Below are 14,915 nucleotides of genomic sequence, written 5' to 3' on the forward strand. Positions count from 1 at the left end.
CTGGCATTTTGTGCGATGCCGTGATCACGGAGAGAAGAGGTAGGGGAACAGTGCGCGCTTCTCTTTCTCCGTCAGCGCTTCTACCCGCAGGATATTGTTGTGCGGGATGCTTTCTGGGTCTGGGTAATTGCGCAGTCCCCGTTCGAGGCCTTCTTCCCGCAGTAGATGCAGAATGGGGTAGGGGGCGCGATTGGTGAGGTTTTCCGCATCGTCTGGCTGGGTGCCGGCGAACTGGTAATGGGGGTGAAAGCTGGCTACCTGGTAGGTACCTTCATAGCCCTCTCGCTGCAGCAGCCGCTCAGCCTCCCCCAGGAAAAAATTGTAATCGTGAAAATCCCGCAGGTGTGTGGGCAGGATCAGCAGGGTGGTTTCCACTTCCTCGGGCCGGGTGCGGTCGAGTACCTGAAACTCGTCCTGCAGCTCTTCCAGTAACACCTCGTCGCTGGTGGCATCGCTCACCACAAAACGAATCTGCCCGGCACGCAATGGCTTGCGCGCAAACGGGCAGAGATTGAGCCCGACCACTACGTCCTTTAGCCACTGCTCGACCTGGGCGATAATCGGGTCACTATCGGTCATGACATATCCCCCAAGGGTTACCACATCAGGTCGTCGGGGATCTCGTAGCCCGCGTAGGGGTCGTCTTCGTCCTGTGGGGTGGACTGTTGCGGTGGCTGTACCACCATGGCCGGGTTGCGTTCGGCGATCTTGTCGGCAATGACCCGCGGCACCAGCTCGAATTCCTCGCCTTCCCCAACAATCAGCAGGCGGCCCGCGGTCAGGTGCTCCTGTACCGCAGCGGAAACATAGATTTTCTTTACCTTCTTCTCGAAGGTGAAGTGGTAGGCCACATCGTCGCGACCGTTGGCGCCCTTGGGCTGCTTGTTGTGCTGGATCATCTGCTTGATCTGGGCCGCGATGGCTTTCTGCTGTGCGGCGGCCTCGCGCTGGGCGTTGAGTTCCCGGTCCCGGGCAATCTTGGCCGCGCGGGCGGCCTCTGCGGCCTGCTTGGCCTCATCGACCTGTGCTTCGCCGGACTTCTTGGCCACCTTGTTCTGTTTGCGTTTTTCTTTACTGATCTTCTTGGCCTGTTTGTTATCGACAAGGCCGGCCTTCAAGAGCTGATCCTGGAGAGATGCCATGGGACTGGGTACCTACTGGGTTGTGCGCGGAACGGGTGTATCACCGGCGCCATTGTAGCCTAGTCGACCGGGCAAGTTAAAAAATGCTCACCAGGATCGAGCGGTCGGGCGGCTATTGCGGGGCGGGTACAGGTCGCACGGCGTCCACCCGGGGATTCATTACCCGGAACCATGCCGGCGGCACACAGGCCAGCAGCATCATTGCCGGATAGCCGGCGGGTAACTGGGGACTGTCGTCGTGATGGCGGAGTATCTGGTAGCGGCGGCTGGCCCTGAAGTGGTGATCGGAGTGGCGGGTCAGCTCAAACAGGGAGAGGCGCCCCAGCCAGTGATCTGAATTCCAGGAGTGTCGGGGTTGGACTCGTTCGTAGCGCGCTGCACCAATTGCGGCCTGCCCGAGTGTCGCCCTGCAGAGACCGTAGTGCTCGATGTAATTGACCGTTTCCAGCATCAATATGCCAATGGTGGCGGCGCCGATAAAGCAGACCAGGGCAACAGGGCCGAATGTCGCAAGGATGGCCGCCAATAGCAGCAGCTGGGCCAGCTGGAATTGCAGCATCTGGTTGTGGATACCGAGGGGCGCGCGTGCCAGTTTCCGCAAGCGCTCTGCTTCCAGCTGCCAGGCAGAGATGTAACCGGACGTGATCGAACGCCACCAGAAACGGTAGAGGGGTTCATTGTAGCGGGCGCTGGCGGGATCCTCGGGGGTCGCCACATGGCGGTGGTGGCCGCGATTATGCTCAATAAAAAAATGTGTGTAGAGAGAGCTCATCAGCAGTGCCTGAGCGACCCGTTGTGCCAAGCGGTCGGCGCGGTGCCCCAATTCGTGGCCTACATTGATGCCGAAAACACCGCACATCAAGCCAACGCTCAGGGTACCGCCCAGCAGTTCCAGCGGTGCATAGCCAGGAATGCGCGAAAAGAACAGCACCAGCACCCCACACTGAACCGGCAGGGCCATAAGTAGAGGCAGATCGTACAGCGGATCTTTTGCGACGTGGGCCTCCTGGTCCTCCGGCAGGTTTCTGGTGGACTGGGGGAGCAGCCACTCTGCCAGTGGGAGTACGCCATAGAGGTAGAGTAGCGGCGCGGCGAGCCAGAAGCCGCCTTTTAGCAGGCTGAAACAGACAATAATTGGCAGCAAGTAGGCGAAAGCGTAGCGCAGTGCTCTGCCTCGGCTTATGGGAGTTTCGGTGCGTGTCATACGCGTTGCTCCAACAAACGGGCGGGTCTCTACTGCAATTCCCGTAACAGGTCAGCGTTGGACCGGCCGGAAGTCGGCCGGCATGTAACAGCAGTGCGGTCACCGCGGTGCTCGCGCTGATAGGCTTGATACTACCCGGTTTGCGCGGATTCCCGCTACCTTCCAGTGGTCTGTTCAGTGGCATGTTCAGTGGCATGTTGCCGTGGCGCTGGAAGGTTGGCGGGGAAGTGTGCAGGTCTACTGGTCGATTCGTTCGACCTTCGGCGCAGTCCAGTTGGCGTATTTCTTCAGATCCGGCACATAGATGCGCATGGTGAGGCTCAGATCCAGGTCCTTCCGTTCGATGGGCAACCAGTTTTCCTCCGGCACACCGTCGGGCTTGTCTTTGGCGATATAAATGGTGATTCCCCCATCATCATCCAGCTTCATACCCGCATTCTGGCCGACACTGTATTTTTTGCGTTCATTGGGGATGAAGAAACCATCCTTCAGGTCGTACAGTGTCAGTGACCAGAAGGCACCTGCCGGGGGCAATTCATCGACGGACATACGCAGTACGTAATCGTGCATGGCATTCATTGGTTTGCCATCGGCGGTGGTGATGCTTGGGTAAACCGCTTCTTCCATGGGCAGGCCGATGGGGCCAAATATCGATACGGTCAGCAGGGTTTCGAGATCGGTCTGGCCCTTTGGCTGGAACATTTTTGGCTGTATTCTGGCCATGAGTGCGTCATCTGCGCTCGAAGCCAGCCCTTTTTTCTGGATGCGCTCGGCCACGTCCCGGATGCGAATTTTGTCGACGTTGGCCACCTTGTCCGGGTCGAACGTATTCCCCGGCGCAATGCCAAAGTGCTTGTACAGAGTCAGTACGGATTGATCTTCCGGGTTGTCCGGGTCAAATGTGGTGTGGTTGAACACAAACTGCATCACCTCAAACAGGTTATCGCCAAACACCGCGACATCGGTTTCACCCACCGCCGGAAAGTTCATCGGCTCAGCAGGTATGGCCGGCTTGCCAAGAAATGTATTCAGCGGCGCGGGGGTGACGCTTTTCATTTGCTCGAGGATTTTGCCAAAGCGGTCTTTGTCCTGGCTGTGGGGCATCACGCGGAATACCGCAGAGACAAAGTCGCCGCTGGCTTCAAAGACCTTATCGACTCCTTCGACCGGTGCGCCGTCGTAGTTTTTTGTGCGTGCGCTGTAGAGGAGAAGAGTCAGTGGTTTCTTGAAATCGCCAGCACGGGTAGACAGCGGCACATTCACGTAATGGTCGTAGGCCGTGATCATCAGGGAGGCGTAGTCTGAGTCAAATGCCGGGATTTTGAGAATCACGGGTTCGGTGCGCAGATCCAGCAGGCAGCTGATGTACAGGGTGTCGTTGTTGGGCCGCGCAATTTCGCGCGTCGTGTGATCCTTGAGCTGGGTGTCCGCTGAGCAGGTATTCCAGCCACCTTGTTTGGCGGCGAACTTGTTATTGACGTTGTACAGCGCCACATACGGGTAGGAGCGGGTCACCAGGTCTTGGATAAACGTATCGCTCATGGCCACATCCGGGCCTTCGGTATTGGTTTGCGCGCCGCTAGCGGTACCGTTCGCCTGCTGTGATGCCTCCTGTGACACCTCCTGTGACACCTCAGTCGTATGCTGGCTCTGCTCGGATGGCGCGTTGCGCTCATGGTCGCTGCCACAACCGGTTAAACCGATACCGGAGATCAGGGTACCGAGGAGCATCAGGGTGAAGTAGTGCGGTGGACGGTGCCTCAGAATCTGCATGAGATTGCCCATTGTCTTTCCCTTTCCAGCCAGAAACAGTGTGTGACGTTACTTTTTGAGAACGTCTGTGTAGCAAGCGTAGACGAAATTACGCGCCAGTCCGGTTAGGCATGGTCTACCCCAAAAAAAGCCGGCTGGCGCCGGCTGCAATCATTGAGGATGTTTCCCAGTGTGCGCGGTTGGGGTAACCGCAGGGGGAGGATCGGATACCGCTGGGAAACCGGTATCCGGGTTTGGGGTTTGGGGTTTGGTGCAGCGGTCAGCTGGCCATCGACAGGGGCTCTGACGCGGAACCTGTCACGGATTCCGCCGGCTCATCACTGACGGAAGTGCGAATCAGGTGGTCGAAGGCGCCGAGTGCGGCGGTGGCACCGGCACCCATGGAGATCACGATCTGCTTGTAAGGCACGGTGGTGGCATCGCCGGCGGCAAATACGCCGGGGATGGAGGTAGCACCGCGGCTGTCGATCACGATCTCACCCATCCGGTTCATTTCCAGGCCACTGTCCTTGAGGAACTCGGTGTTCGGCACCAGTCCGATCTGTACAAACACACCCGCCAGATCCACTTGTTTACTTTCGCCGCTGACACGGTCGGTGTACTGCAGGCCATTGACCTTGCTGCCATCGCCGAGCACCTCGGTGGTCTGTGCATTGGTGATGATGTCGATGTTGGCCATGGAGCGCGCCTTGCGCACCAGTACGTCATCGGCGCGCAGGGTGTCGGCGAACTCCAGCACGGTAACGTGCTTGACGATTCCCGCCAGATCGATGGCAGCCTCGATACCGGAGTTACCACCGCCGATCACGGCCACGTGCTTGCCCTTGAAGAAAGGGCCGTCGCAGTGCGGACAGTAGGCCACGCCCTTGTTGCGGTACTCGGCCTCGCCGGGTACACCCAGCTCGCGCCAGCGTGCGCCGGTGGCGAGGATCACGGATTTGCTCGCCAGGGTGGCACCGTTTTCAAGTTCCAGCCCAATCAGCTGGTCACGCTTCAGCTGGGCCGCGCGCTGCCCGGTAATGATGTCCACACCATATTCTTTTACGTGCTGTTCCAGGCCGGCGGACAATTTGGGGCCCTCGGTGTAGGGGACCGAGATAAAGTTTTCGATACCCACGGTATCCATCACCTGACCACCGAAGCGTTCGGCCACAAGACCGGTGCGGATGCCCTTGCGCGCGGCGTAAATCGCTGCGGCGGCGCCGGCGGGGCCACCGCCCAGCACCAGCACGTCGTAAGGTTCGCGCTCGTTCAGCTCTTCGGCCTTGCGCGCCTCGGCGCCGGTGTCGATTTTGGCCACGATTTCTTCCAGATCCATGCGGCCCTGGCCGAAGTGCTCACCGTTCAGGTACACCGCTGGCACCGCCATGATCTGGCGCTCGTCGACCTCTTCCTGGAACAGTGCGCCGTCGATCATCTCGTGTGTGATGTTCGGGTTCAGTTTCGCCATCAGGTTCAGGGCCTGGACCACGTCCGGGCAGTTCTGGCACGACAACGAGATATAGGTTTCAAAATGGAACTCGCCCTGGATAGAGCGAATCTGCTCCTGCAGCTCCGGGTCCACTTTGGACGGGTGGCCGCCCGCTTGCAGCAGGGCGAGTACCAGCGAGGTGAACTCGTGTCCCATGGGGATGCCGGCGAAGCTGACGCGCGGGGTTTCCCCTGCCGGTGCAATGGCCATGCTCGGGGTGCGCTTGCGGTTCTCCTGTTTCAGTTCGATCTTGCTGGAGAGGCTTGCGATTTCGCTGGCGAGGTCGTTCAGTTCAACAGCCTTGGGGCTGCTGTCGGCGGACACACTGATCTCGATCGGCGTAACGATATTCTGCAGATAGGTGTCCAGTTGTTTCTTTACGTTTGCGTCCAACATCGGTGTGTCCTGGTATTCGGTAATTCGTGGTTTTGGCGAAGTTCTGGGGCGGTACTGCTGACGGGGGCAACCTTGCGAAACACGCCGTGAACCCATCCATGGGGGCTCTTCCGCGAGGTCCCTCTCGCGGAAGGTTTCGCAAGGTTGCCCCCGTCATCAGCACCTTCTCGGGGGCTTCACTGCTTCGTAAAAGCCAAAGTAGTACTTAGATCTTTCCTACGAGATCCAAAGACGGCGCCAGAGTTTCTTCGCCTTCTTTCCACTTGGCCGGGCAGACTTCACCCGGGTGGGCGGCAACGTATTGGGCGGCCTTGATCTTGCGCAGCAGGTCCTGAGCGTCGCGGCCGATGCCGCCGGCGTTGATCTCAACGATCTGGATACGGCCTTCCGGGTCGATCACAAAGGTGCCGCGGTCGGCGATGCCTTCTTCCTCGATCATCACACCGAAGTTGCGGGTGATGGTGCCGGTGGGGTCGCCGATCATCGGGAATTGGATCTTGCCGATGGTGTCGGAAGTGTCGTGCCACGCCTTGTGGGTGAAGTGGGTATCGGTGGACACGGAGTAGATCTCGACTCCCAGCTTCTGGAACTCGGCGTAGTTGTCCGCCAGATCGCCCAGCTCGGTAGGGCACACGAAGGTGAAGTCTGCCGGGTAGAAGAAGAGTACGGACCACTTGCCCTTCAGGTCTGCCTCAGATACGTCGAAAAAATCACCAGACTGGTAGGCCTTGGCATTGAAGGGTTTGATTTCACTGTTGATGTAGTTAGCCATGGTATTTCCTTGTCTCTTTGGAGAATGTGCGCCCTGGGCTGCAGGGCGTGGGTTATCGGGTACGGGGGAAATACTATTGGGCGGCCATGCTTAATTGAAATTATTGATTTAAATGGTGTTGATTGCTCCTAGCTATCAGTGACCATGGGTGGATAGATTTTGTGCGCGGCAAGCTGTGGCGTGCGCGGGTTCGGGTGAGGGGCGGGTTCACTGGCAGCGGCGTCGTGGGCACCGGAGGTCTGGCGGCGTTCTTTTTGTATTCGGCGGGTATTGATCTACGCTTGTCAGGCGTGTTTTCACGCAGGGCGAGCCCCACCAGATAAAAATGATAGAGTAGGGCAATCGTCGATTGCCTCGGTGGTGCTTCCGCCACTTGGCAAACTGAAAACAAAAATATCTGGTCTACCCGCGCTCGTCGGAAAATTACCGCACGTTACTCGCCATGTAGCCAAGGAACGCTTTATGAAACTCGCCATACTCTCTCGAGGCCCCAACTGTTACAGCACCCGTCGTTTGAAGGAGGCTGCGGTCAACCGCGGTCACGATGTCAGCGTGCTGGATACCATCAAATTCGCCATCGACCTGGAGCGCGGCGCCCCCGATCTCTACTACCGGCAAAAGCAAATTGCCGATTTTGATGCGGTATTGCCGCGTATCGGTGCCTCCATTACCTATTACGGCACGGCGGTTGTACGCCAGTTTCAGGAGATGGATGTCTTTTGTGCAAATACTGCCCACGGCATCAACAACTCCCGCGATAAGTTGCGCAGCCTGCAACTACTCAGCCGGCACCAAGTCGGTATTCCCCGAACCACTTTTGTGCACAACAAAAAAGACGTCCTGCCGGCGATCGAGCGCGTCGGCGGGGCGCCGGTGGTAATCAAACTGATTGAGGGCACCCAGGGTATCGGCGTCCTGTTGGCCGACACCGTCAAACAGGCGGAAGCCATCATCGAGCTGCTGCAGGCGCAGAAACAAAATGTGCTGATCCAGAAATTCGTTGCCGAGAGCAAGGGTAAAGATATCCGCGCGTTTGTGGTGGGCGACCGGGTGGTGGCGGCCATGCGCCGGGTGGCGCAGGGCCAGGAATTTCGCAGTAATGTGCACCGCGGTGGTATTGCGGAGCCCGTGGACCTGCCGCAGGAGTATATCGATACCGCCGTGCGTGCCACCCAGATTATGGGGCTGCAGGTGGCGGGGGTGGATATGCTGGAAGGCAGTACTGGCCCGCAAATTCTCGAAGTGAACTCCTCTCCGGGGCTCGAGGGTATTGAGACCTGCACCGGCCTCGATGTGGCGGGTGCGGTCATTGAATATATCGCCGCGCAGGTGGATTTCCCCGAAATCGATGTGCGCCAGCGGCTGACGGTCAGCCGGGGCTACGGTGTCAGCGAAATCTATATTCCGGAAGGATCCGGGTATGTGGGCAAGACGATTGCCGAGACGCAGCTGGATGAACACGATATCAATGTGCTTACCCTGTACCGGGGTGCCAAGATCATTCCAAACCCCAAGCACACGAGAGTGCTTGAGCCCAACGACAAACTGTTGTGCTTTGGCAAGCTGGAAGCCATGCGTGGCATGGTTCCTGTCAAGACTCGCCGCCGCCGTCAGCCAGAGGTTGCGGACCTGCCCGCGGATGCCTATAGCGCGTCGGATGCCGAGGTGCTGGATTAGCAGACTGGGCTAGGTGGTTCGGATAGGCGGCTGGGCGCCGGCTGTTTGTGCCAACGGTTCGGTATCCGGGCGGCGCTGCCTGTGTTTCACTCTCCCCGTAAAATCGGAGCGCTGGCCAGTCCCATGGCGGCCGGCGCGATCACGCGAGTGGATTGCTGGCGCTGATCCACAGACAGTTATCTGGATTTAAGCAATGGACACCGAGTTCGATTTAGCAAGCACGTGGTCGCAGTGGCAGGCCGCACTCACTTCGCCGGAGGCGTTCAGCCAGGCCGTCATCATTCTGCTGGTCTACGTGCTCGCCTGGGTCCTGTCTCAGCGCATTCTGAAATTGTTGCCGGTGCTGGCAGGCCCGCCGGCGTCTCCGGAGAACCAGCCTTTACGCCTGTTGCTGTTTCGCTGCGGGAAGTTGCTGTTTCCGCTTCTCGCGATTCTACTGCTGAAAATAGCGGCGGCATTTGTCCCGATGGTGAGTGGCGGCAATTGGCTGGTGCAGTTTGCGCTGGCGGTGGCGCTGGTGCTCCTATTCCGCTCGTTCGTGCGCACGGTGATCCGCAACGGCACGGTGGCGAAGCTGTTTCTTTGGGTGGGTATGCCGATCCTGTTCCTCTATGTCTTGGGGGTGCTGGATGACGTGGTTCAGGTGCTGGACTCAATGGCCATACAGGTGGGGAATATTCGCCTGACCGCCTATGGCATTGTGCGCACCGCCATCTTTGGCTCGCTGTTGTTCTGGCTGGGCCGGGTCTCCAATTCCACCGGGCAGACCATCATCCGCAAGCAGGAAACCCTGGATTTCCGCACCCGTGAAGTCGTGGCCAAACTGTTTGAGATTGGCCTGTTCGTCATTATCGCGGTGCTGATTCTGCAGCTGATGGGCATCAACCTCACTGCACTTGCGGTGTTTGGTGGCGCGGTTGGTGTGGGTATTGGCTTTGGCCTGCAGACAATCGCCTCGAATTTCATATCGGGGATCATCATCATCCTCGATCGCTCGGTATCCGTCGGTGACTACATCGAGATGGAAGATGGCCGCAAGGGGCTGGTCACGCAGCTCAATATGCGCTCGACCACGCTGGAAACCTTCGATGGCAAAGACATCGTGGTGCCCAATGAAAAGTTCGTATCGAATTCGTTTATCAACTGGACACACAAAAACAAAAAACAGCGCTACCGTGTGGACTTCGGGGTTGGCTACAACACCAATGTCCGCGAGCTGGTGGAAATCATCAAGGAAACCGTTGCCAGTCATCCGAAAGTTTTGAGCGGACCCAAGGTACCCTTTGAAGAGCGCCCCGACTGCGAAATCGACAGTTTCGGTGATAACGGGGTGAATATGTTTGTGGAGTTCTGGATGGAGGGGATCGATGACGGACGCAACCGGGTCGGTGGTGATCTGTTGCTGATGATCCTCGAGACCCTGCAGAAACACGGCATCGAGATTCCATTCCCGCAGCGCGATGTGCGTCTCGTCAGTGTGCCGGAAAAGAAGGTCCCGGTGGACGCCTGATACTCGTGGGTTGTTAACCAGCGCCCTTCAGACCAAAGCCAGCATCGCCAGCCCGGCCAGTGAGCCCATCACGGCCAGGGCGAGCAGTGCGACCAGTCCGTCCTGGGCAACCAGCGCCAGCCCGAATGCGGTCAATGCCAGCCCGGCGATAGTGGCCGAGAAGGGCAGGAGCTCCATCACCGGCAGCGCCGCTGCGATCGCCGTACACAGTAGTGCCGTGAGGTAAGTCCCCACGCGATGCACCAGAGCGGGCAGGCGGGGCCGCAGCCAGCGGTCGATGAACGCGGCCGGGCGCTGCAGCCACTGCAGGGCCCGGTGGAAGCGAGGGCCGGCGATGGATTTCCTCAACAGCCACTGCGGTAGCCACAGGTGGCGCCGCAGCATCAACATCTGTACCGAGGTGAGCAGTATCAGAAGCCCCATCAGGGTGGGTACGCCGGGGATACCTGAAAGCGGGGAAAACAGAATAAGCCCGGCAACCAGCAAAAGCGGGGCAAAAGAACGCTGCCCCAATGCCTCAAGCACCTGCGCGATCGACACGCGATCCTGCCCACGGGTTCCTTGCTCCAGCTGAAACAGCAGTTGTGTCAGGTTCCTGATTTCTTCCTGCATTTCCGGGTACTGCGATCTCATTGAGGATTGGTCTCGGTGTGGCGCTGGTGCCACTCCAGCACGAACACGGTCAGCGAGGGCAACATGGTGAGGGTTACCAGTGTAGCGCCGATAATGCCCGCCATCACGATGACACCCACGCCCCGGTAGAGTTCGGTGCCCGCACCCGGCAGAAACACCAGCGGTGCCAGGCCGAAGATGGTGGTCAGCGTAGAGATCGCAATCGGGCGCAGGCGGGAGTCCACGGCTTCCTGAACCGCCTCCACTGCTTGCAGGCCTTCGTCCCGCACGTTACTGATGGCCCGGTGAATGATGAGGATGGGGTTGTTGACCACTGTGCCCATCAGGATCAGAAAGCCCAGCATGGAAATCATGTCGAAGGGCTGGTGCAGGCCTTCAAACCCCATGCCGCGCAGCACTGCGCCCACCAGATTCAGCAGCGCCAGCCCGGCAATACCGCCCGCAATGCCCAGGGGAATGGTGGTCATGATGAGCAGCGGGTACCCCCAGTGGGCGAAGATGGCGACCATCAACAGGTAGATGATGGCCAGTGCCACCAGATAATTGCTGCCGAGCGACGCGCGGGTGGCATCCAGTTGGTCGGCGGCACCGGAAATATTCATGGAAACACCGAGCGGCACCTGGCCGTTGTCGCGCATGTGCTGCACCAGTTCCTCGCGCACCGCGGCCACACCGGTTTCCAGTGCCACGGAGCGGGGGGGAATGATATTCAGGCTCACGGTGCGACGACCATCGATACGGCGCACGGTGGCGGTGTCGACGGTTTCCTCAATCGTGGCCAGCTCTGACAGCGGCAGCACCGCACCGGTGGGGGTGGCGACCACGATCTGCTCCAGGGTTTCTATGGTGGCCTCTGGCCCCTGCTGGTTGTAGAGGTAGATGTCGATCTTGTCGTCGTCGAGAAAGAATTCATTGACGAAGGTCCCGTCGGTCAGTGCGGCCACCGCAAAGCCGATATCTTCCGCGCTCATGCCCACTTCCGCGGCCCGCTCCCATCGCGGTTTTACCTGCAGCAAAGGTTGTGCCAGCGACAGGCTGGGCGGCTGAGTCTGGATGTTGGGATTGTCAAAAATTTCCCGCGCGCGGTCATAGGCTGTGCGGGCCACCTGATACAGGTCCGCCAGATTGGCACCGGAAATATCCAGGTTCACACTGCGGGTGCCGCCATCGTTACTGCTGATAATGGAGCCGCGGGTGGCAAAGGCGCGCATGCCCGGATACTGCTCGTACTTGCGCACAATGGCGCTCATCAGCTCGTCGATATGCCGCGGGTCCTTGGTTTCGGCGATGATCCGCAGGCGTTGGGGCGACACACTGAGGATGAAGAATTTCATCGCCGGCACTTCAGCCTCGCCGTTATCGAAGGCTTCCGCATCCATGTCCAGAAACGGCAGGAAATATTCCTGTAGCGTCAGGCCGATTTCCTGCATGGTGGCCAGATTGTACCCGGGGGGCGCGTTCATACTGGCAAAGGTCTTCGCCTCTTCACCCTCGGGCAGGTATTCCGCCGGCGGTGTCAGCAGCAGGACAATGGCGAGGCTGGTGGCTACGGTCAGTCCGATGCAGTAGAGGCGTCTGGTGTTGGAGGAGATCAGCCAACTTATGCCGTCGATCACCCTATGGCGTATGCGACTGTGTTCCAGCTTGTCGGTACGCGATTTCTCACGTGCGCCGTCAAAACGGAGCCGCGCGCTGGCGGTGGGAATCACCGTAATCGCCACCAGCATGGAAACGAGAATGGATGCAGAAATGGCGATGGCGATATCCGAGTAAAGCTGCCCGGCTTCCTCCGCAATAAACACCACCGGCAGGAACACCATCACCGTGGTCAGCGTGGAGGCCAGTACCGCCGGCCACACGCGCTGTACGCCACGGATGGCAGCCTGCAGCCGATCCAGGCCGCGTCGGCGCTCCAGTTCAATGCTCTCCAGCACCACAATGCTGTTGTCCAGAGTCATGCCGATGGAGAAGGCGACCCCGGCGAGGGAAATCACATTGATGGTGCGCCCGGCCACCATCAGCCCGATAAACGCGGCAATGGTGCAAATGGGGATACCCACCACGCCCAGGGCGGTTGCGCGCATCGAGCGCAGAAAGGCATACATGATGGCAGTGGCGAGGAGCGCGCCCAGTGCCAGGTTCTTCCACACATTGAACACCGAGGCTTCCACGTAGCCCACATCATCCGCGGTGAGCGCCAGCTGCATGCCCTGTGGCTCCAGCTGTTCCCGGTTGATCTGTGCCACCTCGCGCAGCATGGCGCGCTTGATGTCGATGACATTGGAGCCACTCTCGCGCCGTACCGACAGAAAGATCACCGACTGCCCGTTGACGTAGGCTTGGCGGCGAATCTTGAAATGATCCAGCTGGATCTCCGCCACATCCCCAAGGCGCACGATACTGTCACCCTCGCGGCGCAGGACCAGCGCGCGCAGTTCCTGCAGGTCCTTGAAGCGCCCGAGGGTGCGCAGCAGATAACGACGCTTGCCGCTTTCCACCTCGCCGCCGGAGATGTCCCGGTTGCGTTCGCGGATTGCAGCGCGCACGTCGGTGAGGGTGAGATTGCGTTCGGTCAGCCGCTTGGGGTCGAGTCGTATCTGAATCTGCCGCTCTGCGCCGCCGCGCACATCCACCTGAGCCACGCCCGGTACGCCTGACATGCGCGGGCGCACATTGTCCTCCACGTAATCCCGCAGCATGTCCATATCCAACCCGCGCGGGTTACCGGGCAGGGGCGCCACGCGGAAGTACATGAAGGCGTTGGAGGAAAAGGAGGTGGCATAGACTCGGGGCTCATCCACATTCTCCGGGTAAGAGGGCACCTGGGTGAGGGCGTTGTTGACGCGAATCTGAGTTTCGAGAATGTCCACGCCGAACGGGAATTCCAGCTCGATGGACGCGGAGCCAAGGTCTGCGGTGGACTGCAGCTCCTGCAAATACGGGATATTGCGCAGGTACTCTTCCTGCTCGATGAGGATTTCCTTTTCGATATCCTGCGGTGTGGCCCCGGGCCAGCTGGTGCGGATGGAAATGGTGCGCACTTCGAGGTCCGGGATCATCTGCACCGGAATGCGCAACGCGGCCACCACACCAAGGATGGCAATGATCAGCACCGTGACCGTGACCAGAATGCCATGCTTGATGATCTGCTCGAACATCAAGGGCCACCAGTTTCCGGCGTTTTATTGGGGGCGCGCTTGAGCAGGACCTGTTGCCCGGTCTGCAGGCTTTCGTTGCCGCGCACGATGACCCGCGCCCCCGCCTGTAAGCCGGTTTTGATCTCGATTAGGCCGTTGAAGCTGAGCCCAACCGTCACCGGCTGCTCCTTGACCGTGGTAACCGCGCCCCACTGGCTGCCAGGTGCCGCTACCCAAACGGTGATGCGCCCATCGGGGTAACGCAGTACCGCATCTCGCGGCACAGCGACACCCTGCTGCTCGTTTTTGAGCTGCAGTATCGCAGAGGCTGACATACCGGGGATCAGTTCCAGATTCTGCTGCTTGGTGTCGATAGTAGTGCGCAGCAGGAAGGTGCGGCTGCCACTGCGGCTCACGGGAACCTTGTGCTCCACCTGAGCATTGAAGGTTTTGCCGCTGTCGAGCTTAACCTGGATCGCTGTCTGCGGCTGGATGCGGGCAAAGTAGCGTTGCGGTACCCGGAAGTCCGCACGCAGGGAATGCGTATCCACCAGCTCAAACAGCGCCGTGCCGGGCTCTACCCATTCACCCATATCCACTTTACGCAGGCTGACGGTACCGGAAAAGGGCGCCGCTACCTGATGCCGCCGCAGCACGGCGCTCAGGCGTTCGGTTTCCACCTGGGCCGCCTGTAGCTGCGCGCTGCGTTCGCGCACTTCAGAACCAAGGCTTTCCACTTCGGTTTCCGCCACGTGATTTTTGCCCACAAGTTGCTGCAGCTCTGCAAGGCGGCGTCGGCTATCGGCCAGTAACTCCCGCGCCTTGGCAACTTCCGCCAGGGCAGCGTCCCGCTGGATGCTGCCCAGCTCTTGATCGAGGGTCAGCAACAGGTCGCCTTTTTTTACCCGGTCGCCAATATCCGCATGAATATCCCGGATCAACCCGGCGACCTCCGCGGAGAGCAGGGCCTGTCGCAGGGGGGTAATACTGCCGGTGACCGGAACTTCCTCAATCAACGGCTGCGCGCGCGCGACCACCGCCTCAACGGCAATGGGGGTGGCGTTCTTCGTGTCTTCGGCCGAAACGGCAGAAACTGTACCGAGGCCGAGGATCAGGGCGGTTATCAGGGCGCTGACTGACTGCATAGGTGGGAAATTAAAAAAGTGGCTCTCGCTAGTGTAGTAATCCTCTACTCAGGCT

Annotated in this window: 11 protein-coding genes and 1 pseudogene; 3 read left to right on the top strand and 9 right to left on the bottom strand. The window is 59.5% G+C overall.

The features are described 5' to 3' along the window. Positions 1–24: 24 nt before the first annotated feature. From AU182_RS08865 to ahpC, 6 genes are all read right to left on the bottom strand, one after another. Positions 25–579 (bottom strand): DUF1415 domain-containing protein, encoded by a 555-nt coding sequence (locus AU182_RS08865; protein ID WP_066963845.1) that lies wholly within the window; start codon positions 577–579, stop codon positions 25–27. Positions 580–596: 17 nt separating this feature from the next. Further along, positions 597–1,142: a DUF2058 domain-containing protein gene (locus AU182_RS08870; protein WP_066963848.1), complete on the bottom strand. Its 546-nt coding sequence runs from the start codon at positions 1,140–1,142 to the stop codon at positions 597–599. Between the two features lie 112 nt (positions 1,143–1,254). Then, positions 1,255–2,346, bottom strand: a complete 1,092-nt coding sequence (locus AU182_RS08875) for an alkane 1-monooxygenase (protein WP_066963850.1) — start codon at positions 2,344–2,346, stop codon at positions 1,255–1,257. A gap of 237 nt (positions 2,347–2,583) precedes the next feature. Continuing rightward, complete coding sequence (locus tag AU182_RS08880) at positions 2,584–4,131, bottom strand: DUF1214 domain-containing protein (protein WP_066963853.1); 1,548 nt, start codon at positions 4,129–4,131, stop codon at positions 2,584–2,586. A gap of 247 nt (positions 4,132–4,378) precedes the next feature. Then, positions 4,379–5,986 (bottom strand): alkyl hydroperoxide reductase subunit F, encoded by a 1,608-nt coding sequence (ahpF, locus tag AU182_RS08885; RefSeq protein ID WP_066963856.1) that lies wholly within the window; start codon positions 5,984–5,986, stop codon positions 4,379–4,381. A gap of 205 nt (positions 5,987–6,191) precedes the next feature. Beyond that, positions 6,192–6,758 (bottom strand): alkyl hydroperoxide reductase subunit C, encoded by a 567-nt coding sequence (gene ahpC / locus AU182_RS08890; RefSeq protein WP_066963860.1) that lies wholly within the window; start codon positions 6,756–6,758, stop codon positions 6,192–6,194. Positions 6,759–7,220: 462 nt separating this feature from the next. On the opposite strand from ahpC, the pseudogene AU182_RS08895 reads away from it, so the two are divergent. From AU182_RS08895 to AU182_RS08900, 3 genes and pseudogenes are all read left to right on the top strand, one after another. Next, a pseudogene (locus tag AU182_RS08895) lies at positions 7,221–8,144 on the top strand (RimK family alpha-L-glutamate ligase); the annotation flags it as partial. 15 nt (positions 8,145–8,159) lie between these two features. Then, positions 8,160–8,435, top strand: coding sequence for a cation:proton antiporter regulatory subunit (locus AU182_RS16745; RefSeq protein ID WP_369802083.1), 276 nt, complete (start codon positions 8,160–8,162; stop codon positions 8,433–8,435). A 193-nt stretch (positions 8,436–8,628) separates the two neighbouring features. Then, the gene (locus AU182_RS08900; protein ID WP_066963866.1) at positions 8,629–9,945 is read left to right on the top strand and encodes a mechanosensitive ion channel family protein; all 1,317 of its coding nucleotides are present in this window, start codon (positions 8,629–8,631) and stop codon (positions 9,943–9,945) included. A 27-nt stretch (positions 9,946–9,972) separates the two neighbouring features. Here the strand turns inward: AU182_RS08900 and AU182_RS08905 are convergent, their stop codons facing one another. The 3 genes from AU182_RS08905 to AU182_RS08915 are packed head-to-tail and all read right to left on the bottom strand — an operon-like array spanning position 9,973 to position 14,860. Continuing rightward, positions 9,973–10,578, bottom strand: coding sequence for an exopolysaccharide biosynthesis protein (locus AU182_RS08905; RefSeq protein WP_227718199.1), 606 nt, complete (start codon positions 10,576–10,578; stop codon positions 9,973–9,975). After that, the gene (locus AU182_RS08910) at positions 10,575–13,736 is read right to left on the bottom strand and encodes an efflux RND transporter permease subunit (protein ID WP_066963869.1); all 3,162 of its coding nucleotides are present in this window, start codon (positions 13,734–13,736) and stop codon (positions 10,575–10,577) included. The genes AU182_RS08905 and AU182_RS08910 overlap by 4 nt, the downstream gene beginning before the upstream one ends. Beyond that, positions 13,736–14,860 carry an efflux RND transporter periplasmic adaptor subunit gene (locus tag AU182_RS08915; protein WP_066963871.1) on the bottom strand — a complete coding sequence of 375 codons (1,125 nt, stop codon included), beginning with the start codon at positions 14,858–14,860 and terminating at the stop codon, positions 13,736–13,738. The genes AU182_RS08910 and AU182_RS08915 overlap by 1 nt, the downstream gene beginning before the upstream one ends. Positions 14,861–14,915 lie beyond the last annotated feature (55 nt).

Origin of the sequence: Microbulbifer sp. Q7 (assembly GCF_001639145.1) — a bacterium.
Lineage (GTDB): Bacteria > Pseudomonadota > Gammaproteobacteria > Pseudomonadales > Cellvibrionaceae > Microbulbifer.

Excerpts from the sequence above, each read along its gene's own strand:
- AU182_RS08865 (WP_066963845.1), bottom strand. The coding sequence starts at position 579 with ATGACCGATAGTGACCCGATTATCGCCCAGGTCGAGCAGTGGCTAAAG.
- AU182_RS08870 (WP_066963848.1), bottom strand. The coding sequence starts at position 1,142 with ATGGCATCTCTCCAGGATCAGCTCTTGAAGGCCGGCCTTGTCGATAAC.
- AU182_RS08875 (WP_066963850.1), bottom strand. The coding sequence starts at position 2,346 with ATGACACGCACCGAAACTCCCATAAGCCGAGGCAGAGCACTGCGCTAC.
- AU182_RS08880 (WP_066963853.1), bottom strand. The coding sequence starts at position 4,131 with ATGGGCAATCTCATGCAGATTCTGAGGCACCGTCCACCGCACTACTTC.
- ahpF (WP_066963856.1), bottom strand. The coding sequence starts at position 5,986 with ATGTTGGACGCAAACGTAAAGAAACAACTGGACACCTATCTGCAGAAT.
- ahpC (WP_066963860.1), bottom strand. The coding sequence starts at position 6,758 with ATGGCTAACTACATCAACAGTGAAATCAAACCCTTCAATGCCAAGGCC.
- AU182_RS08900 (WP_066963866.1), top strand. The coding sequence starts at position 8,629 with ATGGACACCGAGTTCGATTTAGCAAGCACGTGGTCGCAGTGGCAGGCC.
- AU182_RS08905 (WP_227718199.1), bottom strand. The coding sequence starts at position 10,578 with ATGAGATCGCAGTACCCGGAAATGCAGGAAGAAATCAGGAACCTGACA.
- AU182_RS08910 (WP_066963869.1), bottom strand. The coding sequence starts at position 13,736 with ATGTTCGAGCAGATCATCAAGCATGGCATTCTGGTCACGGTCACGGTG.
- AU182_RS08915 (WP_066963871.1), bottom strand. The coding sequence starts at position 14,860 with ATGCAGTCAGTCAGCGCCCTGATAACCGCCCTGATCCTCGGCCTCGGT.